General features: G+C 37.6%; 23 protein-coding genes and 1 riboswitch. Of the genes, 1 reads left to right on the top strand and 22 read right to left on the bottom strand.

What is annotated here, in order from left to right; translation table 11 throughout:
* Positions 1-38: 38 nt before the first annotated feature.
* The 22 genes from MKX78_RS02355 to MKX78_RS02250 form a co-directional block, all read right to left on the bottom strand.
* Complete coding sequence (locus MKX78_RS02355; RefSeq protein WP_341049614.1) at positions 39-1475, bottom strand: PH domain-containing protein; 1437 nt, start codon at positions 1473-1475, stop codon at positions 39-41.
* Complete coding sequence (locus MKX78_RS02350; RefSeq protein WP_095370830.1) at positions 1468-1947, bottom strand: PH domain-containing protein; 480 nt, start codon at positions 1945-1947, stop codon at positions 1468-1470. Before MKX78_RS02350 ends, MKX78_RS02355 begins: the two co-directional genes overlap by 8 nt.
* A 176-nt stretch (positions 1948-2123) precedes the next feature.
* Positions 2124-2543 carry a metallothiol transferase FosB gene (gene fosB, locus MKX78_RS02345; protein WP_307315429.1) on the bottom strand — a complete coding sequence of 140 codons (420 nt, stop codon included), beginning with the start codon at positions 2541-2543 and terminating at the stop codon, positions 2124-2126.
* 212 nt (positions 2544-2755) lie between these two features.
* Complete coding sequence (locus tag MKX78_RS02340; protein ID WP_095370832.1) at positions 2756-4237, bottom strand: DEAD/DEAH box helicase; 1482 nt, start codon at positions 4235-4237, stop codon at positions 2756-2758.
* A gap of 439 nt (positions 4238-4676) precedes the next feature.
* Complete coding sequence (locus MKX78_RS02335) at positions 4677-5363, bottom strand: alpha/beta hydrolase (protein ID WP_307315431.1); 687 nt, start codon at positions 5361-5363, stop codon at positions 4677-4679.
* Between the two features lie 206 nt (positions 5364-5569).
* Positions 5570-6943, bottom strand: coding sequence for a UDP-N-acetylmuramoyl-tripeptide--D-alanyl-D-alanine ligase (locus MKX78_RS02330; RefSeq protein ID WP_307315433.1), 1374 nt, complete (start codon positions 6941-6943; stop codon positions 5570-5572).
* Between the two features lie 96 nt (positions 6944-7039).
* Positions 7040-8116, bottom strand: a complete 1077-nt coding sequence (locus MKX78_RS02325; protein WP_307315436.1) for a D-alanine--D-alanine ligase — start codon at positions 8114-8116, stop codon at positions 7040-7042.
* A 733-nt stretch (positions 8117-8849) separates the two neighbouring features.
* Complete coding sequence (locus tag MKX78_RS02320; RefSeq protein WP_095370836.1) at positions 8850-9452, bottom strand: histidine phosphatase family protein; 603 nt, start codon at positions 9450-9452, stop codon at positions 8850-8852.
* Positions 9449-10168, bottom strand: coding sequence for an ATP-binding protein (locus MKX78_RS02315; protein ID WP_095370837.1), 720 nt, complete (start codon positions 10166-10168; stop codon positions 9449-9451). Before MKX78_RS02315 ends, MKX78_RS02320 begins: the two co-directional genes overlap by 4 nt.
* Positions 10165-10671 carry an ECF transporter S component gene (locus MKX78_RS02310; protein WP_307315441.1) on the bottom strand — a complete coding sequence of 169 codons (507 nt, stop codon included), beginning with the start codon at positions 10669-10671 and terminating at the stop codon, positions 10165-10167. Before MKX78_RS02310 ends, MKX78_RS02315 begins: the two co-directional genes overlap by 4 nt.
* Positions 10672-10674: 3 nt before the next feature.
* Positions 10675-11256: a cob(I)yrinic acid a,c-diamide adenosyltransferase gene (locus MKX78_RS02305; RefSeq protein WP_307315443.1), complete on the bottom strand. Its 582-nt coding sequence runs from the start codon at positions 11254-11256 to the stop codon at positions 10675-10677.
* Positions 11257-11272: 16 nt separating this feature from the next.
* Entirely contained in the window at positions 11273-11713 is a 441-nt protein-coding gene (locus tag MKX78_RS02300) for a bifunctional adenosylcobinamide kinase/adenosylcobinamide-phosphate guanylyltransferase (protein ID WP_341049609.1), read from the bottom strand.
* On the bottom strand, positions 11665-12270 hold the full coding sequence (locus MKX78_RS02295) for a histidine phosphatase family protein (protein WP_341049608.1): 606 nt from the start codon (positions 12268-12270) through the stop codon (positions 11665-11667). Before MKX78_RS02295 ends, MKX78_RS02300 begins: the two co-directional genes overlap by 49 nt.
* A complete protein-coding gene (gene cobS / locus MKX78_RS02290; protein WP_341049606.1) occupies positions 12228-13025 on the bottom strand; it encodes an adenosylcobinamide-GDP ribazoletransferase in 798 nt (265 codons plus the stop codon). The genes MKX78_RS02295 and cobS overlap by 43 nt, the downstream gene beginning before the upstream one ends.
* A complete protein-coding gene (locus MKX78_RS02285; protein WP_095370842.1) occupies positions 13022-14524 on the bottom strand; it encodes a cobyric acid synthase in 1503 nt (500 codons plus the stop codon). The genes cobS and MKX78_RS02285 overlap by 4 nt, the downstream gene beginning before the upstream one ends.
* Positions 14490-15089 carry a bifunctional adenosylcobinamide kinase/adenosylcobinamide-phosphate guanylyltransferase gene (locus tag MKX78_RS02280; RefSeq protein WP_341049604.1) on the bottom strand — a complete coding sequence of 200 codons (600 nt, stop codon included), beginning with the start codon at positions 15087-15089 and terminating at the stop codon, positions 14490-14492. Before MKX78_RS02280 ends, MKX78_RS02285 begins: the two co-directional genes overlap by 35 nt.
* Entirely contained in the window at positions 15068-16144 is a 1077-nt protein-coding gene (cobD, locus tag MKX78_RS02275) for a threonine-phosphate decarboxylase CobD (RefSeq protein ID WP_341049602.1), read from the bottom strand. The genes MKX78_RS02280 and cobD overlap by 22 nt, the downstream gene beginning before the upstream one ends.
* On the bottom strand, positions 16131-17081 hold the full coding sequence (cbiB, locus tag MKX78_RS02270; protein WP_445662657.1) for an adenosylcobinamide-phosphate synthase CbiB: 951 nt from the start codon (positions 17079-17081) through the stop codon (positions 16131-16133). The genes cobD and cbiB overlap by 14 nt, the downstream gene beginning before the upstream one ends.
* A complete protein-coding gene (locus tag MKX78_RS02265; protein WP_341049596.1) occupies positions 17074-18549 on the bottom strand; it encodes a heme ABC transporter ATP-binding protein in 1476 nt (491 codons plus the stop codon). The genes cbiB and MKX78_RS02265 overlap by 8 nt, the downstream gene beginning before the upstream one ends.
* A 7-nt stretch (positions 18550-18556) precedes the next feature.
* Positions 18557-19615, bottom strand: a complete 1059-nt coding sequence (locus MKX78_RS02260; protein ID WP_341049594.1) for a FecCD family ABC transporter permease — start codon at positions 19613-19615, stop codon at positions 18557-18559.
* Positions 19581-20543, bottom strand: a complete 963-nt coding sequence (locus MKX78_RS02255; RefSeq protein WP_341049592.1) for an ABC transporter substrate-binding protein — start codon at positions 20541-20543, stop codon at positions 19581-19583. Before MKX78_RS02255 ends, MKX78_RS02260 begins: the two co-directional genes overlap by 35 nt.
* Before the next feature lie 107 nt (positions 20544-20650).
* Positions 20651-20830: riboswitch (cobalamin riboswitch) on the bottom strand.
* A 53-nt stretch (positions 20831-20883) separates the two neighbouring features.
* Entirely contained in the window at positions 20884-21663 is a 780-nt protein-coding gene (locus MKX78_RS02250; RefSeq protein WP_095370849.1) for a hypothetical protein, read from the bottom strand.
* A 456-nt stretch (positions 21664-22119) separates the two neighbouring features.
* On the opposite strand from MKX78_RS02250, the gene mgtE reads away from it, so the two are divergent.
* Complete coding sequence (gene mgtE, locus MKX78_RS02245; RefSeq protein WP_095370850.1) at positions 22120-23478, top strand: magnesium transporter; 1359 nt, start codon at positions 22120-22122, stop codon at positions 23476-23478.
* Positions 23479-23505: the final 27 nt, after the last annotated feature.

Genomic DNA, 23505 nt, shown 5'->3' with positions numbered 1-23505 from the left:
AGCAAATCCGAACAATTTATGTTCGGATTTGCTGTTTCTCATTCTGTATTCTCAGGAGTATAAGAATACCACTTGTATATAGATAATACATCTTCTACTTCTAGGTCAACTACATCTCCTCCAGTTGCACCTGAACCAGACATAGCCTTAGCAGAAATAGTAGCTAACTGATTTTGCTTCTGAAAATACGTTTCTTTCATTGAAATTGATTGTGTTCTATTCTTCCTCAAATAAACAGTTGTTTTAGAAATAAATCGTGAACGAAGAACGAGTTGATTTCCTATAATCGTCCAACCAGCTGCTTTATAACGGTAATAAGATAAAATAAGCATCAATCCAACGAACACTAAACTAAATAAACCCCACACTGAGAAGAAATAAAGAAGGATAACTGCGACTGGAACAGAGATAAATAATCCTCTCAATATGTATCTTCGTAAAGCCCTTTTTGGTGCTGGAACAAACATATCTGTCAATTGGTAATCATTTAGTCCAGTTTCTATCTTCTCGCGAATTCGGTTTCTCTTAATGATCGGTAACAGCATCACTTTCGAGCTATCCGCATCCTTTAATGACCCACCTGCACTCTCAAGGTAAACAGATGCATAGCCAATCGCTTGTCGAACTGGATTCTCATTTATCCTTAATGCTTGAATCCGATGTAAGGGAATCGTTAGTTGCTTCTTCTCCAATAGACCGCGGGTAATAACTAATTCTTCTCCCACTTTTCTTACAGTGAAATTAGCATACTTTAACACTGATCCAATGAGAGCAATAAGCCAAGCAAGAACGAAACCAAGGAAAACCATTAAACTGATGAGCATAACACCACCTGTAATAAAGACACTCAATTCATCAAATACCTTCTCATAAGGAATGACTTCAGCAAATTGTGATAAAAAGGCAAAGACAGCTGATATCACAACACCTACTCCCCCAGAGGTCGAAGAAAGTAAAATCAACTCTCCAGGTTTAATTTGGTAAAGTATTTGTTCCTCTTTTTGTTCTGTTTCGATTTGCTCATCTAACTCTATATGTGCATTTTTAGATTGTGATAGGATATCTTGAATCTGCTGTGCCTCATTTTTAGAAATAGCAGTCAATATAGCTTCTGCCTCTAGTCCTGAACTAGCTGTTTCAATGGTCATTTTCACTAAACCAAAAGGTCTTTGTAAAATACCTTCTGATAAATCAAGACTTTGGATTCTTTCGAAAGGGATATATCTTTTTTTCCGAATAATTAACCCTGATTCAATTCGTAATTCTCCCTCTTCTATTCTGTAGGTAAAACGAAGCCAAGTAAGAATACCGGATATAAGAATAAGAGCAATAATACCTATTGTAATAAAAAGCTGAATCTTCCCTTCACTATTACCAAATACGACAATAATTAAAATGGGAATAATGGAGTCCTTTAATGTTTTCAGTACATTTGATACGGCTGCAATCGGATGAAGTCTTCTCGGCTCAGACATCATCTACAGCCACCCTTGCTAAGTTAGATATAAAAAATCGCAGTTCTTCTGCTTCTTCTAGATCTAATGCGGGTATTTCATGAACAGTTGCCGCAGTTGAAACCGTCACGGTAGCTAGTTTATATTTTCGAAGAATAGGTCCTTGGTGAGTATCTACATGCTGTACTCTAATCATTGGGACGAGTGTACGTTTAATGATAAATATTCCATGCTGTAGTTCTATTTCATTCTCTCTCACTTCATAGCGCCACCTTTTCCACCGCACAGTCGGAAAAACTTTAATCGCTAAATAGGCATAAAGAGCAAATATAATTAATGCAACACCAATTATCCACATCGGCCAATCAAAAATGAATGTTAAAACAATAGCGCCAATTGCCAATACAAATGGGATAAGGGAATGTAGTGCACCAGATATTTTCCAAACAGTCAGACCCCGTTTAGAAATACGCTTTTGCGGCTTCGATAACATATATGTAAACCCCCTAAAATTCCTTATTGAACAACTATAGTATACATGAAAGCCATACTATTTCTCAGTAAAAACTTGGATATTTTTTCATTCTTATTTATTATTTCTATACGATAATCTAAAGAAAAGGTTTCAATTAGAGTGAAGTTGATTAATCCCTTACCTATCTACTTCATTTACTTATAAAATGTCATATGATCTTTATCTTGTCGGTAGTAGGCTAATCGATCTTGTAAGTTACCCGTATGGAACTCAAATTTATGACCATCCGGGTCAGTAAAATAAATCGAGCGCTTATCTTTTTTGTCCCTTATGCGGCCTGATAAAATATTCACTTTTAAGTCTTGTAAGCGTTGATAACTACTTTCAAAATCATCTTCATCAATAGAAAACGCAATATGAGTATAAGATTGGGCAATCTCCTGACGAGGTATGTCTTTTTCTTTATTAAGGGCAATCCACATGCCTTGACAATCAAAATATGCTGTCGTTCTCCCTTTTACAAGCAACTTAGCTGCAAAAACCTTCTCATAAAAAGCAATAGAACGGTCTAAATCAGAAACAGAGAATAACATATGGTTCAAACCTTTAATCATACTGCCGTTCACCTCATCTTAAATTTATCTGGCATCCTATTAACCATTATACTGAAGCAGCAGCAAATACTATAGATAAAAACACATCTAGTTTAACGTCTATAAGTTTTATATGGACTTTTCATTTTCTTCCACCACAGACCCCTTTTGCTACATGTCTACATAACACAAAAGAACCGAGCTTCATTTCAATGCTCGGTTCTCCCAATATATTATCTATAGCTATTTGCATTTGTTTTCTTATTTCCTTGATAATTCCTTTTACCTGAAGGTTTACCATCACGGGAGCGATAGGAGTTACTTTGTCTTCCTTTCGGGCTATACCCACCTCTAGGACGGTTACTTCTATCTGTGGATCTTCTGTCTCGTTTAGCCGGTAAAGGTTTCTCTTCTGTTAGTTTTACCGGAGTCGTGTCCGGTTCTTTGATCATGAGCTTCAACAATGCTTGAACTACCGTTGTTGCGTCGTGGTGTTCAAGTAATTGTTGTGCAGATTGTTGATAATATTGAAGATGATTATCCTCAATGATTTGCTCGACTTTTTCTGCAACAGCCTTTTGTTGCCCCTCTAATGCTTGATCTAACGTCGGAGCAGCCATTCTTTCCATTTTCTTTTTCGTTGTTTTTTCAACGATACGTAAGTATGATTTCTCACGTGGGTTAATGAATGTCATGGCCATTCCTTCTTTACCAGCACGACCTGTTCGACCAATACGGTGAACATAACTTTCCGGATCTTGTGGTATATCAAAGTTATACACATGTGTAACACCAGAAATATCTAATCCACGAGCTGCTACATCTGTTGCGACAAGGACATCAATGGACCCTTCTTTAAACTTACGAAGGACAGACATACGTTTAGCCTGGCTCAAGTCACCATGTATTCCTTCTGCATTGTAACCTCTTAAACTTAAGGCTTCAGAAAGTTCATCAACCCTTCTTTTCGTACGTCCGAAAACAATCGCAAGTTCTGGTGATTGAATATCAAGCAGTCTTGTTAACACATCAAATTTATTTTTTTCTTGTACTTCAATATAATATTGCTCAATGAGTGGTACAGTCATTTCCTTCGCTTTTACTCGAACGATTTGTGGCTCTTTCATAAACCGTTCAGCAATACGTTGAATGGCTGGTGGCATCGTCGCAGAGAAGAGTAAAGTATGCTTCTCTTCTGGGACACTTGATAAGATTTTTTCAATATCATCAATAAAGCCCATATTTAACATTTCATCAGCTTCGTCTAAAATCACTTTTTTGACATGATCTAATTTTAGTGTTTTTCGATTAATATGATCAAGAATTCTTCCAGGTGTACCGACAATAATATGAGGACGATTTTTTAACGCTCGTATTTGACGGTTAATATCTTGGCCACCATAAATCGATAACACTCTCGTTCTTTTCCCAAAACCGAGTTTGTATAATTCCTCTGACACTTGAATGGCTAATTCTCTTGTCGGCGCGATGACTAAACCTTGAATAAAACTATCATTATAGTCAATATGGTCAATCATAGGAATACCAAAAGCGGCTGTTTTACCTGTACCTGTTTGTGCTTGTCCAATTAAGTCCTTATTCTGCAAGCTTAAAGGAATCGTCTCTGCTTGAATCGGAGTTGCCTCTTCAAACCCCATTCTTTTAAGAGACTTCATTGTTTCAGGGCTTATACCCAAATCTTGAAACTTAGTCAATGTATCCAATCTCCTTCTGTTCTTTGAAAAATATTTTATTTCATCAAGTAGGCAGGAAATTTCCCCAATCAAAGTTGTTATAATTACAACGATTTAAGAGAAACCCACTATAGAGAGGATGAGGGAGAATTTATTACCAATGCATGAATTGCTATGCTTATTTGTATAAAAAAATAAATGTATGATGACTTCCGCATCCTAAATCTAACGAACAATTACAAATAGAAATTTTTATTCAGACATGTAATGAAAAAAGACATTCTCCTACCAGTGGAGTATGTCCGGGTTTCAATGGAGTTCCTGTTGACACTTTGTTGTATATATTACCATCTCAACGCATGATTTGCAATGCTTTAGCAGGACATAGTATGACAGTAGTATAAAAATAAACAATTGACAAAAGAGAGTTCATTTGAAGAAAATCGCCTTAACTAAAAGGTTATGAAAGAAATTGAAGTACTTCTTTAAACAGGTGCTCACTTTCATCACAATGACAAATTAAATGTTTTGACCGTTTAATAATAATTTTGTGTTTCTGTTCTGAGGTGATGTGTTTATAAAGATAATCTGCACTGCGTACAGGAACGATGCCATCATCTTCTCCTTGAGCGATGAAAGTTGGAACCTTCACTTCTTTTAATCGTGGGCGAACCGTCGCTACTAGCTTTTGGAACTGCCTAGCTGCAGCAAACGGCGTGGAGCTGATCTTTTGTTTGTAATGTATAAATAATGGATTTTGCGTTATTCTTGTGCCTTGAAATCCTTCTCTTAATAACCCTTTAATATCAAGGAAAATTTGTCTAGGATTTAAATAGTAGGCAGCTGCACTAAGTAAAACCAGTTTCGCTACCGGGTATTTTACCGCTAATTCACTAGCAATCATGCCTCCCATGGAGAATCCAATTATATAAACAACTTCGCATTTTTCTAGTAAGTTTTTTAATTCTTCCTCTGCATGATTGATCCATTTTTGAAATACAATCCCCTTTAAGGACTGTTTTTCTCCATGGCCAGGTAATGTTGGAACCGCTATTTCCCAATCCGTATGTTCCTTTATATAATTCGCCAATGGGGCGACTTCATAAGGTGCACCTGTAAATCCATGTATGCATAAACATCCAATCATCTTTTACACCGCCAATGGTAAATTTATCAGGCTATTGAACAGCTTATCAACTTTAACATAAACATCTAGTTTATTTTTTACCCTCTATACGGAAAATTAAATCCTCACAACGCAAAAAATGTTAATTATTATAATATAATTCAAAAGATAGAAAAAACCTTATGTTCCATGTGAAACAATAAGGTTTTTTGAATTTTAGTATAGTATTATTGCAATCCCTCAACGACTTCTTCTAACTTCATTCCTCTAGAAGCCTTAACAAGTACAATTGTTTCATCATTGACATGTTTTTTTAGTTCTTCAATTAATGGCGCCTTTTCATCAAAAGCAAATACACGGTCTTCAGACAATACTTCCTTGGCTCCCTTTGCAATTAAGTGTCCTAATCGACCATAGGTAAATACGGCATCGATGTTTTCCGCACAGATGGATAACCCAATTTCTTCATGAAATCTCTCTTCATCTGCCCCTAATTCCAACATATCACCTAGAACAAGTATTTTCTTCTTATATCCTGGTAAATTCGCTAATAATTCTATCGAAGCTTGCGTTGAAGTAGGGCTTGCATTGTATGCATCGTTAATTATTTTCTCGCCATTTTGACCCTGTAGTATTTCCATCCTCATATTTGTCAGTCTCACTTTCACTAATCCTGCTTCCATTTCCGCAAATGACACATTAAAATGTTGTGCAACAATCATAGCTGATAGAGCATTTAAGACATTATGCATACCTAAAATAGGTAAAGTGAATTCTACTTCGCTCGCATTGACCTGAAACTTACTACCGTTGTCTAATTGTTGGATATTCACAGGATATAGGTCATTTTGTTCGGTTCTTCCAAAGGTTTTAACCGTAGCTTGCCCTTCATATGAATCAAAGTAATTTCTTAAAAGGGGTTCATCCCCCATGTATACCATCAATCCATCTGACTTTAAGCCATTTATAATCTCAAGCTTTGCTTCAGCAATTCCTTCTCTTGAGCCTAAATCTTGTAGATGTGATTCACCGATATTGGTAATAATCGTTGCATCAGGGCGTGCTAGCTTAGTTAGAAAGTCAATTTCACCTTTACCACTCATACCCATCTCTAATACAGCTACCTCTGTTGTTTCTTCTAGCGCTAAGATGGTAAGCGGCAGACCGATATGATTATTATAATTGCCTTCGGTTTTTTGGACTTTATATTTCAACGCTAAAAGATTCGCCATCATATCCTTTGTCGTCGTTTTACCATTGCTACCAGTAATCCCTACCACTTTTATACTTAACTGATTACGATAGGCTCTTGCCAGCTCTTGTAATGCAGTTAACGTATCTTTAACGATGATAATGGGTAAGTGAGTCGGTGGATTTGGTACATCCTCTTGCCAAAAAGCAGCCGCAGCTCCTTTTTCGATAGCATCCGACACATACTGATGCCCATCTGTTCGCTCTCCTTTAAAGGGTATAAATAGTTGTCCTGGAGTAATCTCACGAGAATTTATACTTACACCTTGAATTTCTTTTTTTCCGTATGGTGAAAGATCATTCTCTATTTGAATCATTTCTGCTATATCATTCAAGGTTCTCTTAATCAACTTTTCCTGCCTCCTTTTTGACAGGTGCACTGCGGGGTGCAAAGCCTATCTTTCTATGTAACTGTATACGTTACAGCTTAGCTGTTCCGCTTACAGTTACTTTGTATGCTTAATTTTTTGTTTTTCTTGATGTCTTTCAATTGCTAAGTTGACAAGACGTTCAATAAGGGCTGGATATTCAACACCTGAATGCTTCCAAAGTAATGGGAACATACTGTATGGTGTAAAGCCTGGCATTGTGTTCACTTCATTTATATAGACTTTTCCTTCCTTTGTTAAGAAGAAATCCGCTCTAACAAGTCCCGAACAATCTAATGCTTTAAAGGCTTTAATTGCCATCGCTTCTAATTCGCTATATTCAGCTTCAGTAACATCAGCAGGAATCATTAAAATTGTATTCCCATCTTCATATTTTGCCGTATAATCGTAGAAGTTTTTATCTTTCGGAATAATTTCACCGGCAACAGAGCACTCAGGATAATCATTTCCCACTACACCTAGTTCAATCTCTCTTGCATCTACACCTTGTTCGATAATAATTTTACGGTCGTATTTAAATGCTTCAACGAATGCCTCATGGAGCTCACTACGATTCGTACATTTGCTAATCCCTACACTTGAGCCTAAATTTGCTGGCTTAACAAAGCACGGGTATCCGATGGTATCTTCTACTTTGCGATAAGCATCCTCTTCCGCAGTTTCCCATTCCCCTCGAAGGTACCAAACATAATCAACTTGGTTTAATCCAGCTTGAGCAAAGATATTTTTCATGATCACTTTATCCATTCCTGCTGAAGAAGAAAGGACGCCATTTCCGACATATGGTAAATTCAAAAGCTCAAGCATTCCTTGAACCGTTCCATCTTCCCCATTTGGACCATGCAATAAAGGAAAAATCACATCAAAAGGTCGACTTTCTTGTGACTCGAAAAGGGTTGGTGCTAACGCTAAAGGTGATAGCTGTTGGCCTTCTGAAAAAGATAATTCTTTCACTGTCTCCACGGGCCCAGTAAGTTGTTGCCCCTTGATCCATTGACCTTCTTCAGAAATATAAATAGGATAAATATCAAATTTATTTGTGTTTAATGCTTTAATCACGGCAAGCGCTGTCTGCATAGAAACATGATGTTCAGCAGATTTCCCACCGTACAAAAGTCCGATCTTAATTGTCATCAATAAAACCTCCAATTTTAACAAGTAACTTATATTTATTTTACCACTTTATAAAATAAGAGAGTAAATGTTTCAACAAGATAAATGCCTATAAAAGTATATGTATGTATAACCATGGGAAAAGGAGCTTACTTCAATTAAAAAATAGCCATTTCTCTCTTAAAAAAAGTGATATCGTCATTGGAGATTGTCCTCATATCGACTATTAATGGCAATGAGATGAACTCTGTCAGGATATAAAGACCTAATTCCCATTATCCTGAAATATTTAATAATATATCCTTCATTCCTGCTACAACCTATAGATAGCATCAATATAGATGCTAAGTTCTTTGAAGTTGTTCTACCTACTGATATACCACTATTATACTTTTTTTCACTTACTTCTCTGTTAACATTATGTTACAAAAGCTCTAGTTTTCTATTACAAAAAGATTAATATCTGTAATCGTTATCTATATATAATAAAAAATTTCCTTTTTTAACGAACTGACATTAGGTATCATTCACTAAATAGGACAAATGATTGCCAGCCCATTTTACCTCATTTATATATTTTATACTAGCTAAAATAAATGGCAAGATTAATCATCGCATCGTTTCGATTACAATCGTACGATTTGCCATTAGGCGAATAAAATCAATCAAAAGACCTACCACCTTTATGTATATTCACTTTCTAACCAGGCCACATTGACTGCTGTCAAAGTAAAAAGAAGCATCCGCACGCCAGTTATTGGCAATGTGCCGTACATGCTTCTTTCACAATTTGAAAACGCTGTGATTCATAGGTAAGGATTGTTAAACTTGTTCCCTCAATATCTGGCGCGCCGTTCCAAAATTGATGAACTGGCAGCATGCGACAAATAGAGTAAATAGCTCTCAATGCGACACCATGAGTGACCACTAACACATTCCCACTTGTTAAAGTTAATTCTGCTAGAAAGGCACGCAAGCGATCAATCACATTTTGAAAGCTTTCACCGTATGGGTTGTCATATTCATTAGGGTGTTGCCAATATTGCGCAAATAATAAAGGATCATTCTCCCAAATTTCCTCTTCAGTTTTCCCTTGCCACTCCCCAAGCATAATCTCCATCAATCGCTCATCTTTAACAATCGCTTCCCCATTTGTAATGATTTGTGCTGTTTCTAATGCTCGACCACTTGGAGAAGAGAAAACCTTTGTAAATTTTGTTTGCGCTAATCTCTGGCCAAGTTTTAAAGCATCTTGCTTACCTTTGTCAGTTAAAGGAGAGTTTAATCGACCTTGCATTCTCTTCTCTATATTCCATTCCGTTTGCCCGTGCCTTGTTATAAAAACAGTTAAACTCATTCCTTCACCTTTACAGGATAAAAATAACCAGTAGCCATTTCTTTTATTTTCTGTTCATTCGCAAGTGTGTAACTAATAATGAAACAGGTTGCAGGACCTGAAGAAGCGAGTAAGTCTAATTCGCAAGTGATATCAGTTAGGGCAAAGACACGATCCTCAAATAATTGATTTAACTCAGCTAATATCCCTTTAGAGCCAACAGGCATGACTGTCACTTTTTCCATATTGGCGAGTTTTGAACATAGCGCTAGCGGAGCTATATGTAGAGCATCATGAATGACGGCTTCTCCTACTAACGGTCTACCGATAACTGCTATCTGATTTTCTTCTGTAAACTCTATCGTATGAATATCTTTACTCGCATGTATTTTTCCCATAACAGATACAGCTGTTGCAGATTGCTTCAACTCAAAGTTACTTTCTGTACTTCCTGTTATAGATAAATCGGTTAGGCCTAGTTCCAGCAAGCCCTTTTCAATTCCTGTTACTAATGATTGCCACACTTGATCTCCAGAAAAATTCTGTAAAATTATCGCTAAGGGCGTTGCACCTATAGCTATACATTCCATCATCGATACCCTTAAAGCATAATAAGCGACATCCTCATAAGAAACTTTAATTAAATCCTCATGCTTTAATCCAATACCACCGCTATTATCACTTGCTATGACAAGTGATTCTTCCTTGTTATATGGAATCACTAGCACATCTCTCATTTGGTATTTTCCATGGATGTTTTTACAGGTTGTATGATTCTTGCCAATCTTGGAATGAGGATAAGCGCTATAGCTACGTTAAAAATAGAACCAACTAAAAGCGAAGGTACGAGTGCCAAATAAAACGCTTCCCCCATAATAAAAAGAAATGGAAGTGGGGCAGCAAACGAGTTTCCAAGTACAAAGAGAATAGAAGCAATCCATCTATGTCCATTGCGGTAAAATAATGCAAATATATAACTTAGAATGGCCATTTCAATCGCTACTACCAAATGAAATGGCCCCATTGGCAACCCACCTAATAGTGCTGACAATAAATGACCCGTCCCTCCAACGATTGCACCAGCCGGACCTCCTAATAAGGCACTAGCAAGTAGCGCAGGAAATGAATCTAGTGCCACACTAGTGACAATCCCAGCTGGAATCTTAATTGCTGCACCAATCACCGATAGGGCAACAAAAACACTTAGCCATGTTATTTTAATTCCTTTCAAAAGACCCATCACTTATTCCCCTTTTCTTTTACCCCCACGGAACACTTTCGCACTACGTACATATTCTACATCCGGATTCCCTAAGCGAAAGTTGATGACGCGGGCTAATGCAAAAAAGTAATCAGATAAGCGATTTAAAAACATAACAGCTACATCTGGAACAGTATCATCTGTTTTCTTAAGTGATACGACTAATCTTTCTGCTCTTCTTGTGACGGTTCTTGCTATGTGGATAGAAGCAGATGCCTTGGCACCTCCTGGTAAGATGAAACGTTCTAATTCCGGTGCTTCTGCAATAAACACATCAATTCTCTCTTCTAAATAATCAATGGACTCTTGTTTTAGCTTCAGTTCACGTGTCTTTGTTACGTTTGCTAAGTCTCCACCACAGTCAAAAAGTTCATGTTGTATCTTCTCTAAATCATCCAAGACGTCTACGAATTTTGCTTGATCCAACTCAGTTACAGCCTGACCGACAAAACAATTGACTTCATCAACTGTACCATAGGCTTCAACACGTATATCGTCCTTTTCTACTCTGCCGCCAATAATGCTCGTTTTTCCTTTATCTCCTGTTCTCGTATAAATTCTCATCTAATCGCCCACTCCCTTATTTAATTTTCTGTGCTATGCCATACCAAATAATATCCATTTGCGTTGCCTGTTTTGCCATTTTTTGATACACTCGTCCGCAAACATCGCGTAAAAGTCGATCTTTTTCTTCTACTGGTACAATGCCCTTTGTTATATCCGTACCAATTAAGATGACCTTGCGTCTACGTCTGCTGTTTTCCCATGCTGCAAAATCAACGAGGAGTTGCTGTACTCTTTGTTGTATCTCCTCTTCACCACTGTAAGTTAATACATCCTTTACCCAATATTCTATTCCTTCCCATACAATTACACCATCAATATCTGTAATTTTTTCTGCTTCAGGTGGTGATGAACTACGGTAGGCGGAATACCAGAAATGGCTTGCTCGGTGAATACCATATTGTTTTTCTACCCATTCTCCCTTTCCGTTATAGGCTCCTCCTGTAACAAAGTGCATATAATCTCTCCCCCTTTCAATTTAACATCGATTTGATAGCCTCCACTATAAGGAATCTTCCAGTCCCAAAAAGCTTTTTTATTTTTCACTTTCGTATGTAATATATGGCGGATCACTCCACCGTGCGTGACAATCGCCATTGTTGAAATTGCTTTCCTCATCGCTTCTGCTACTAACGAGTCCCACGCGTGATCAAGTCGTTGACTAAATTCACTATAACTTTCACCATTAGGGGGTGATAATGTTTGCCAATGATTTAACCACTTTCGATATGGTTGATGATTCTTTAATTGCTCATACGTACAGCCTTCCCATTCACCGAAGTTAAGTTCTCTCAAATCACTCATCAAGACAAGTGGTTCATCAGGAAATAATTGCTTACTCGTTTCAATACATCTACCTAAATCACTTGTTACAATGATATCGCAAGGTGGGACGATTGGGACGATAGCTTTCGCCGAAACAAGCGGAGAATCACTCCAACCTAGATAGGCTTTCCTCCTATTGGCCTCTGTCATCCCATGACGAAATAATGTGATAACCAAAGAACCATCCATAAACTCCATTCCACTCCTTCCACACATGCACCAATGACATCACCTGTTGTGCCCCCAAACCAACCTACGCTTTTTTGTTTCATGATCATAAATAAGCATAATGAAATGATTAACATGCAAGTAAATCCGAATAAAAGGGTAGGAAAAAAGAAGAACAGCCCTATAGCAACTAATAAAATATATACACCATATATCACAACACTTCTCGAAGTAGCTGCATCCTGAAACATTTTACCTAACCCACTATTTTTTGCTGTCTTCACCTTCACTAGCATCATGCCCATGACCATACGACTAAAAAAAGGAATACAAGCAATAAAAAAGAAAACAGATGTGCTTTCTAACTTAATAGCAATTTCATAAATAAAAAATAGTTTTGTACCTAATAAGAGAATGACCGATAGCACACCAAAAGCACCCACTCTTGGATCCTTCATCACTTCTAATCGCTTTTGTCGATCACCATAGGAAAAGTATGCATCACTTGCATCCATCCAACCGTCTAAATGAATCCCTCCTGTGACAACGATTAATGTCACCCAAAGAAAAATGGCAGATGCTAATGGCGAAAAAGGAGAAATCATTAATAACAAATAAAATATAAGCGCATAGATGACACCTTGTATGATACCTAACAATGGAAACGTTTTAATCGCGCCATTTAAATGCTTATTATCCATCGGTAATTGGAGAGGAATCGGAATAGCAGTGAAAAATTGTAAATTAATTAATAATCCTTTTAGCCATAATTTCATAAGGTGTGATCCTCTATACCGATGATTTCTTTAAGAAGATTAAAGTCAACATTTGATTTAAAGTGTGCTGCTAGTTCTGCATACTTTTTGTCCTTCTTGGTACTGATATAAACCGGGTCTTTTAAAGGCAAACCTTTATCTACGCGAATCTGATTTAACCAATGTGCACGCCATTCATCGTGATGAAAAACATGATGCATATATGTACCAATAACCTTGCCACCTTTACTTGTATATCCATCATAATGGCCATCAGCTTTTTTCAGAAAATAATGCCTATCATGATTCTCTACTACTGTTTCGCCTAAATGGATTTCATATCCTTTTAATGATTGTACAAATGAGCCTTTTAACTTGGGGTGAAGCGTTCCTTCCACTTGAATGGTTGTTTTTTCAGTGATAAAAGTGGTGTCAGCTGGAATTACCCCGAGACCATTTATCTCCTTCCCTTTAATTCCCGTATCCGCACCATAAGGGTCGGCTAATCGCCTACCTAACATTTGAAAACCACCGCAAATTCCGATGACTCTGCCGCCATTTTCTATATAATGCTTTAACCATTTATCGAGCTTTCTATCACAGAAATATTGCCAATCATGGATCGTGCTTTTCGTTCCTGGTAAAATGACAGCATCAGGCATGCCCATTTCATCACTATGATTAACCCAGCGGAAAGATACATCATCTTCATATAAAAACGGATCCATATCGGTAAAATTGGAAAGATACGGTGGTTTAAATATAGCAATATCTATTGGGTTATCCTTTTTAGAAACTTGTATAGATAAGGAATCCTCTGCATCGATCATATGATGATGTAAATATGGCATCACACCGATAACTGGGATACCACAGTGATCTTCTATCCACTTCTTACCGTCCGCAAATAGAGACAGATCTCCTCTAAATTTATTAATAATAATGGCTTTCACTCGACTTCTTTCGCTTTCTTCTAGTAATGATAACGTCCCAACGATACTTGCAAACACGCCTCCTCGATCGATATCAGCTACTAACAACACAGGCACATCTGCCATTTCAGCCACTTTCATATTGACTAGCTCACGATCTTTTAAATTAATTTCTACAGGAGACCCAGCACCTTCCATCACGATCGCATCATAAGTGTTTTCTAGTTTATTAAGTGCTATCTTAATCGCCTCTAGTCCCTTTTCATAGAAAGAGGCTCTATAGTCACGACCAGACTGAATCGTCTCAGCTTTCCCAAACAAAACGACTTCAGAAGTCGAGTCTGATGTTGGTTTTAAGAGAATTGGATTCATATAGACGGTTGCCTCTATTTTCGCAGCTTCTGCCTGTACACCTTGTGCCCGTCCAATTTCTTTGCCATCTTTCGTTACATAAGAATTATTAGACATATTTTGTGATTTAAACGGAGCAACACGCACACCCTCTTCTACTAAGGCTCGGCATATAGCTGTGGCAATCATACTTTTCCCCACATCAGAGGCGGTTCCAACGACCATTAAGCCTTTCATATTCTTCTCCTCCTTTCATCTGAATGAGACAGCCAGCATCTACTAGATAAGCTTCATCTGCAAGTTTCACTATTTTTTGATGGAGTCGTCCTAACATCTTTCCATACACCAGTACAAGTGGTTCATCACTTATCACATCATGGAATATTTCGTTACTTACGAGAATTAACGTATCGACTTTACTCGAAAGCTCTTTTATTCCTTGGACAAGATTTGCATAAATTTGTTGTTGAAATTCGTAATCAGACCAGCGATTCTCATAAAAAAACTCATTATTAAGCAGAGTTGTTAGGCAATCTAGAAGAATAATATCGTTTGAAGAGAAGTGAGTAGCTAGTTGGTGAACCTTTCTTGGTTGTTCCCATGTCATCCACTTCTTACCACTCTCTTGCCTCTGCTTTTGATGATGCTGAATGCGCAACATCATTTCCTTATCACTTGGTTGAGCTGTCGCGATGTAATGTAATTGCTTCCCATGGTAGTAAGCCATATCAATGGCCAATTTCTCAGCAAGCCGACTCTTACCACTTCTCACTCCACCGCTTATAAAGATGATTCGCGCCATCGCTTTAATGCCTCCATCAATCGACTGTTTTCATCCGGTGATTTCATTGCTAGTCTAAGCCAATTTCCTTCCAATCCGGGGAAGTTGTATGTATGCCTTGGAATCAGTCCCTTTTCTAATAAAAAAAGAAAAAGTCTCTCGCTTTCTTTGGAAAATGGATCTTTTAATAAGTAAAAATTGGTAGATGAATCTGAATGTAGGTAATCATTATGTGTTAAAAAAGAAAAGATTCTCTTCCGTTCTACCTTCATCAACTCACGTGTTTCCTTCTGAAAGTTATTATCCTCTATACACAGTAACCCTATTTCCTGCGCTACACTATTGACACTCCAATGCGGTTGTATTGCCCTTAAGTCAGTTATAAATTGTTCATTCGCGAGCACATATCCTAAGCGAATCCCAGGAATGGCAAACATTTTAGTCATAGAGCGAATAATAACTAACTGATCGTACTGCAGTAATAACGGAGAGATCGGTTCATATTCATCCACAAAATCATAAAAAGCTTCATCGACAATGAGGTAAACACCTAGACATTCTGCAGCTTCAATCAAACGTTTGATTGAAGCTTTCGAGAAGTATTTACCCGTCGGATTATTCGGGTTCGTCAAAAAAACTACATCATTCTCCTTAAAAGTAGCTATCAAACCTTCAATATCTAAATGCCAGTTCTTATTTAAGAAGAAATAGTCAATTTCACACGCATTCGCTCGGCAAGCTGTCTCATATTCGGAAAAAGCAGGTTGGACAATCATTACACGCTTTCTTGCAAATAACTGTCCAATCATTGAGATGATTTCGGCTCCACCGTTGGCAATGAGAACATTTTCTTTTGGAAGTAATGTGGTTTTACTGATACGCTCTGTTAATCTTGTGGCAAACGGATCGGGGTATTCGTATAATGATGAAAGTAAGCTTGACCATTGCCTTTTTACAGCTTGTGGAGGCCCTAATGGGTTAATATTCGCGCTAAAGTCAATTGTCTTTGCGGGCATATCTAACTTTAATACTTCGTATAAATATTGTGGATTCGCACCATGCTTAGGCCATTGCAATCAAAACACCCCCTAGCCATAAGATAAAGAGATACAGTGGAATGGTCTTAGTAATAATAGTATTCGCCTCTACAATATGATTCCTTGATAATGGCATATTAGCTTCCCCCATCGTGGCACGATAAGAAACATGCCCTTCATATGTATTTTTACCACCTAATTGAACTCCTAATAAATAAGCCACAGCTGCTTCTCCCCAGCCACTATTGGGGCTTGGATGTTTTTTCGCATCGCTCATCACTAATCGGAAGCTCTCTTTCTTTCGAATAAATCTCGGCTTATTCACGAGAAGCATACAAAATGCTGTCAGTCTACTCGGTACCCAGTTCACCACATCATCAAGCTTTGCAGACGCCCAGCCAAAATCAATGTATTTCTCATTTTGATAACCGACCATTGAGTCACAAGTGTTAATAGCGCGATAAACTAATGCAAATGGTGCACCACCAATTAATGCAAAGAACAACGGGGCAGTAATCCCATCACTTGTATTTTCTGCTACTGTTTCAACTGTTCCCCTAACAATCCCCGCTTCATCTAGCTCTTCTGTATCCCTACCAACAATATATGAAAGCTTTTGCCTTGCTTCACTTATTTGTTCCTTCTTTAAAGGCTCGTACACTTCTATTGCCGCTTCCTTTAAACTCTTTTGGGCGATGGTAGTTGCGATTAACACCGCCTCAAATAATATTCCAACGATAGGGTGGACAGCATAAGCAATCACCACAATACTTATCGATATAACTAATACAATCAATAAGACTGTTGTTATCATAGCTACACCTTTCCATTTTCTATGCGCCCCTATATTCCATTTATTCCTTAAAAATCCTATTAAAGAACCCATCCACTTTACAGGATGCGGCCATTGCGGTGGGTCACCTATGAATCGGTCAATGACCACTGCTATTGTTAATGCGATTAAATGTTCAATCATCATCTGTTTCCTTTTTTCTTTTACGACTCTTGTGAATCGCTTTTTGTGTACATTCGTAAATACCTTTTCCAATTATTTTTCCTAGGGGTGTAACTGTTCCAGCGAAATCTATTTTCTCTCCACTTTGTGTTGCAGCAACTAATATACTATCCGTAGATGTGCCCGTGGCAACTGTCCCCGTTTCTTTGTCTCTTACTTCTAAATCCATTAATACTTTTGCTTTCGCTTCAGTTGCCGTCATCATTGCTTGAATAAATGCCTCTTCAGAAAGATGACCATTGACAAATATCCAACTATTTATAGTGCCTGGGGTTACTACCTCTTTATGTTTGCTCGCCATCGAAGCATCGACAGCGTTTCCTACACCTGCTGTGACCACGATCAACACAGAGAACAGATCCATTTCGTAAAATTCGTAGATCACATCATCCGTATATACCGCTGTCATCATACCAACCGTTTCCGAAGGCTCAAACCCTTTTTCTATAAGAAAATCTACCATCTCCTCATAAAAATCATCACAGTTATAACTTTTATCAACATGGCGATTAACAAATGTTTGATACCAGCCAATACCAGAACCAACAACACCTGATGACATTACCCTTAGAGGTTGGGCAGACTGAAGTGTAATATATTCTGCATTCACCATTAATATAGCAGGTGTAATAATCTCTTCATTATGCCATTTCTCCTCAGGTATTAGGACTACTTGAGGTGCTGGTACTTTCGGGTGGCCGTGCTTCTTCACTTCAGTCTCATAAACTTCTATAATACGTGCTTCTTGCAATACTTCATTAGGTTTATCATTGCAGACTATTTTTCCATCATTTAATAAAACGATTTGATCACAATATAAACCGGCTAAATTTAAATCATGAAAAATGGATATGACCGTTAAACCCTTTTTCTCAGTCCATTCTTTTAACATATCTAGCAATTCTTTTTGATAGGATAAGTCTAAATGATTGGTTGGCTCATCAAGTAATAATATTTCTGGTTCTTGTGCGAGACTTTGTGCCAAAAACACACGTTGTCTCTCTCCACCTGATAGCTCAGTAATATTTTTATGTGCAAAATGCTGTACGCCTGTTTGTTTCATCGATCGTTGAACCACTTCTTCATCATCTTCAGACCATGTTTGGAACCAGCCACTTTGATGAGCATAGCGACCAAGTGATACAAATTCCTTTACTGTATAAGAAAAACTATGTTCGGCATGTTGAGGTAGGACAGCAACGATTTTCGCTATTTCCTTCGTGTTATAATTTTGTACTGGTTGATCTTTTAAATAAACTTCACCAGATGTGACCGGTATAAGACCACTTAGCATCTTTAAAACTGTCGACTTGCCGCTCCCATTCGGTCCAAGTATGCCGAATAACTGTCCTTTCTCTACTTCAAAGGAAACATCATGAATGACCTGCTTGCCTCCATAACCACCGTTAATTTTTCGTAAGCTATACATCATCACATTATCCTCTGCCTTCCGCTCTTCTTTTAATTAGAATGATAGCAAAAACTGGTGCACCAATTAACGCAGTAATGACACCAATAGGTAACTCAGTAGGTGAAATGACTGTTCTTGCAAATAAATCAGCAAGTATTAAAAACCCCGCACCTGTCATCATCGATAAAGGAAGCAAGTGTCTATGGTCTGGTCCCCATAGCAATCTGGTCAGATGCGGAATGACTAAGCCGACAAATCCGATTGTACCTGACACTGCTACAGCGGCACCAGTTAAAATCGATCCGGCAATTAAGACCATCATCTTACGTTTCTGTACATTCACCCCGATATGACGAGCTCTTTCTTCGCCGAATGACATCGCATTTAATTCCTTGCTATTGGCAATAAGCATCGCAGAACCAATGATAAAGAAAGGAAGGATGATTTGAACATAGTCCCAACCTCTCATCGATACGCTTCCTAACAACCACCCAATAATCTGTCTCAGTTCATCCCCGGTTAAAGCAATCATTAAGGAAATAAATGCACCTAGAAAAGAACTGAAGATAATACCGGTTAAAATGATTGTCTCTACTCTCATGCCACGATCAATTTGTCGCGCAAAGAAAAGGACAACAATTATCGTTAGAAAAGCTGTTGTAATACTAAATAACGGTAAAGTAAAGGTGCCAACAAACGGAATGGATAAACCGAGAAAGATCGTTAATACAGCACCAACAGAAGCTCCTGAAGACACCCCCAATGTATAAGGGTCTGCTAAAGGGTTCCTTAATAAACCTTGAAAGGCAGCACCTGCTATTGCAAGTGATGCCCCGACGAAGCCCGCCAATACGACTCTAGGCAAGCGAATATTCATAACAATATTACTATGCATTGGATTAACATCATTACTTATCGGTAAACGTAAGATTTCCGCTCCAATGATATTGAATATATCTAACGGTAGCACTGAAACAGTCCCTATAGAAATCCCCATCATCATTGCTACACATAAGAAAACGAACGCACAGAGATTAGCAACACCTCTATTATTTAAATACTTCTGGGTAAATCGCTTTTGCAAGCTCCTCTACTCCTTCTACAAGTCTAGGACCTGTACGAGTTACCTTATCAGAGTGCACATCATAGACTTGCTTCTCTTTAACGGCTGTTACATCTTGCCAACCTTCTCGACTTAAAAGGGTTTCTACCGCATTTTCCGTATAATACCCGTATGTAGTGATAATCACATCAGGATTTTTTTCGATGACAGCTTCCTCGTCAATTTGTGGCCAACCTTCTTCTTCAATTACATTTTCCGCTTGGATCAAATTGAGCATATCATCAATAAATGTTTTTTGACCGGCAGTATATAAAGAAGGAGCTGCAGAGATTTCTACAAAGACAGATTTTTTCTCTTCAACAGACTTTGCTTTTTCTTCAATTTCTGCCAAACGGGTTTTCATTTCCTCAACTGTTTGATTTGCTTCTTCTGTTGCTCCTGTTGCTTTACCAATCATTTCTATGGAATCATATACTTCTTCAAAATTCTGTGCATCATTGACAATAAGAACAGTAATACCAGCATCTCTTAATTGATCTAAGCCTTCAGTACTATTATGCGCTCCTGAATTATGTGCTAATACAACATCTGGATTTAAAGCAATAATTGCTTCTACATTAAATTCTTGTCCACCGATTTTTTCAATATCAGCTACTTCTTCTGGATAATTATCAAAATCAGATACACCGACTACCTTCTCACCTAACCCTAATTCGAAAGCGATTTCAGTATTACTCGGGATTAATGAAACAATCGCTTCTGGTTCCTCTTCAATCACCACTTCTTGATCCGCAGCATCCGTTAATGTTACAGGAAAAGCGCTAGTTTCAGTACTCTCTTCAACCTTCTCTTCTCCATCTTTTTTCGGTTCAGCTGTGTCATTCCCACATCCAGCAAGAATACCTGCTGATAGTAGAATCGAGACTAAAAATAAATACCATTTCTTCATGATTGACCCTCCTTAAAATATAAAACATCCCCATTAGTAGGAGATGTTTGGAAGGAATAATCACGACAAAGAAGCCTTACCAAACACCCCCTATCCTCGTAGGTTACAGTGTTTATGGAAGATAGGCAGGTTTCCTGGCTTATGGTTTATAATCAAAGGCTCCTCCTATACAACATATATAGCAGTTTTCTTTGTTTATTAACCAGTTACAGTGGCGGGACCGCATTGGTTTTACACCAATTTCCCCTATTAAGTCAAAAATTGACACCTATTTCCTTAAATCTACAATTTTCTGTCGATTTTATTATACCTTATCATATTTTGTGGTGCATTATTATTTTTATGAATCAGTTACTTGCCATTCTTTCAGTTTTTTATCAAAAACCAATCTCGCGTCTGGAGTGGCTTCCTTCCTCATTGCTTCGAACTCATCATACATATCATCCATATTAGTGAAATCTCCAACTGTCCAGAGCGGTATATTAATTTTTGTACGTGTCTGCTCACTCTGTTCAAAAGAAATTACCAGGCCTTCCTTCATTAAATTTCTTAATGCCCTTAACGCGCCTTCTGGAACTTGCGGATATGTTTTTTTCTTTTTTAGGCCTAATAAAGATTTTTCTACTTTTAAATGCTCCATCTTCATAGCAGCAACGTCGCCAAGCATTTTGTAAAAGTCCTGCCAGTCTCGGTAATAGACCTTATTTAACCAACCGTCATCATGCGCTAAATAACAATAACGATTGCTTAAATGGTTATAGAAAGGTTTCTTTAAATGCTCCTTTACATGACTAAGATATAGGAGCTCAGCAATTGCTTGAGCAGGCAATTCATTTAACGATTCTTCCTCCTCGAAATCTATCCAGCAAAAATCACCATAACTATAAACATCTTCATTTATTAGTGCTGGCAGGTCTTCATGAGCCACCCAATCAAACATGGTATGTACATTCAGTTCCCCATTATCATACTGATGCTTCACTAATAGAAGATGCCCTGTCCTGTTCTGTAATGATTGCATAAACTCAGAAAATTCAATTCCATAAGAAATAACGGACTGGTCCTTTTCGTTTAATAAGATATAGATGAGATCTCGAACACTATGATTTTTCTTTCGCAATTTAGAAACCTCCGAACTGAAAATAGAAAGACGAAGAGCAAATTAAATTGTACCACCTTTGTTATTACCCTCATACCACACAACTATTTCGTTTTACTGCAATAATTTATACTAACTACATGTAAATCACAAACACACGATACAATGCGTCATTTCATCCATTTCATTTTAGCAAAGATAAGGAAATACGATTATTAAAAAAACATTACAAAATAACTATTTCAATTCCTGAGTTTTGTTCATACCCTAAAAAACCTTTTTATATCAAACCAATGATAACAATCCACTTCTAACACATACTATGAAAATAACTAATGGATTAGCATACAATCTTAACTTTTAAATCATACATTACTTTAAGAAATCATGATTTTCCCAGTAAAAGAATGGTAAGATAAGCATATAATCTCCGTTTACAATTTAAGGTATATCCTCGGTTGAAAGGACTTGAGCTTTATGATTCAGACGATGACAGAAAACCAAATCGCTTTATTGATCATCAAAGCATTAAAAGATAATAAACAAAAAGAATTTAACAGGATTTTAGATGAACTGCAACCGTATGATATTGCTCAAGCTTATGATCATCTGCCTGAAAAGCATAAGAAGCGCTTCTTATTATTTATGACTGCTGACCGCCTTGCCCAGTTGCTAGAGGAATTGAATAAAGACATGCAGCTTGAGGTTTTAAATAAATTAGAAAATGAGAAAACAGGAAAAGTCTTGGATCTAATGGACAATGACGACCTCGCCCTTTTACTTCATGATATGTCAGCTGAGAAAATAGAAGGTCTCCTTGCCGGTATGAAACAAAGTGAATCTCGCATCATTCAGAATATGATGACCTATCCACCAGAAACTGCCGGGCGCTTAATGACTAACCGTTTTGTATGGATTCGTGATTATTACACAGTCCGAGAAGCAGTAGAGAAGTTAAAATCCTTTGCAGAATATGCTGAAACGATTAATTATTTATACGTGATAGATCAAGACAGAAAATTAGTTGGGGTTGTCTCTCACCGTGACTTACTAATCGCAGAGCCCCTCGAGGTTATCCAAGACATTATGTATGAACGGGTCATCTCAGCTGCAGTGACGACAGACCAAGAAGAAGTTGCAAACATGGTCTTAAAATATGATTTTCTTGCTATTCCAATTGTGAATGAAGAAAATGTGCTAATGGGTATTGCCACTGTTGATGACTTGATGGATGTTGTTGTCCAAGAAGCGAATGAAGATATTGAAAAACTATCCGCTTCCGGTAAGGCAATTGACTTTGATACGAAAGCTTTCGTCGCCGCTTATCGAAGGTTACCGTGGCTCATCCTTTTATTATTCATCGGCATTATTTCAGGCAGTATCATAAGCGGGTATGAGGCTACTTTATCGCAAGTCGTAGCCCTCGCCTTTTTCATGCCCATGATTTCTGGTATGACAGGTAACACAGGTACGCAATCATTAGCTGTAGTTGTCCGAGGGCTTGTATCCAATGATTTAAATAAAAAAGTGGTTACGAAACTGATTCTTAGGGAATTAGGGGTAGGCGTGATTATTGGTGTCACTTGTGGTATTTTAATCGCACTGATTGCATTTTTTTGGCAAGGAAATATTTATTTAGGCTTAGTTGTCGGAGTTTCCCTACTTCTTACTTTAATTATCGGGACACTTTCGGGAGCAACTATTCCTTTACTATTATACAAATTCGGGATAGACCCAGCCATAGCTTCCGGGCCTCTTATTACAACATTAAATGACATTTTCTCACTTGTTACGTATTTTGGTATTGCCACAATGTTTATTTCCTACTTAACTTAACATTACTTTTTTATTTTATATTGTAAA

Source organism: Cytobacillus sp. FSL R5-0569, from assembly GCF_038007265.1.
GTDB classification, from domain to species: Bacteria; Bacillota; Bacilli; order Bacillales; family Cytobacillaceae; genus Cytobacillus; species Cytobacillus kochii.
Note: the sequence above shows the minus strand (reverse complement) of the source record. Positions and strands in the feature narration are given on the sequence as shown.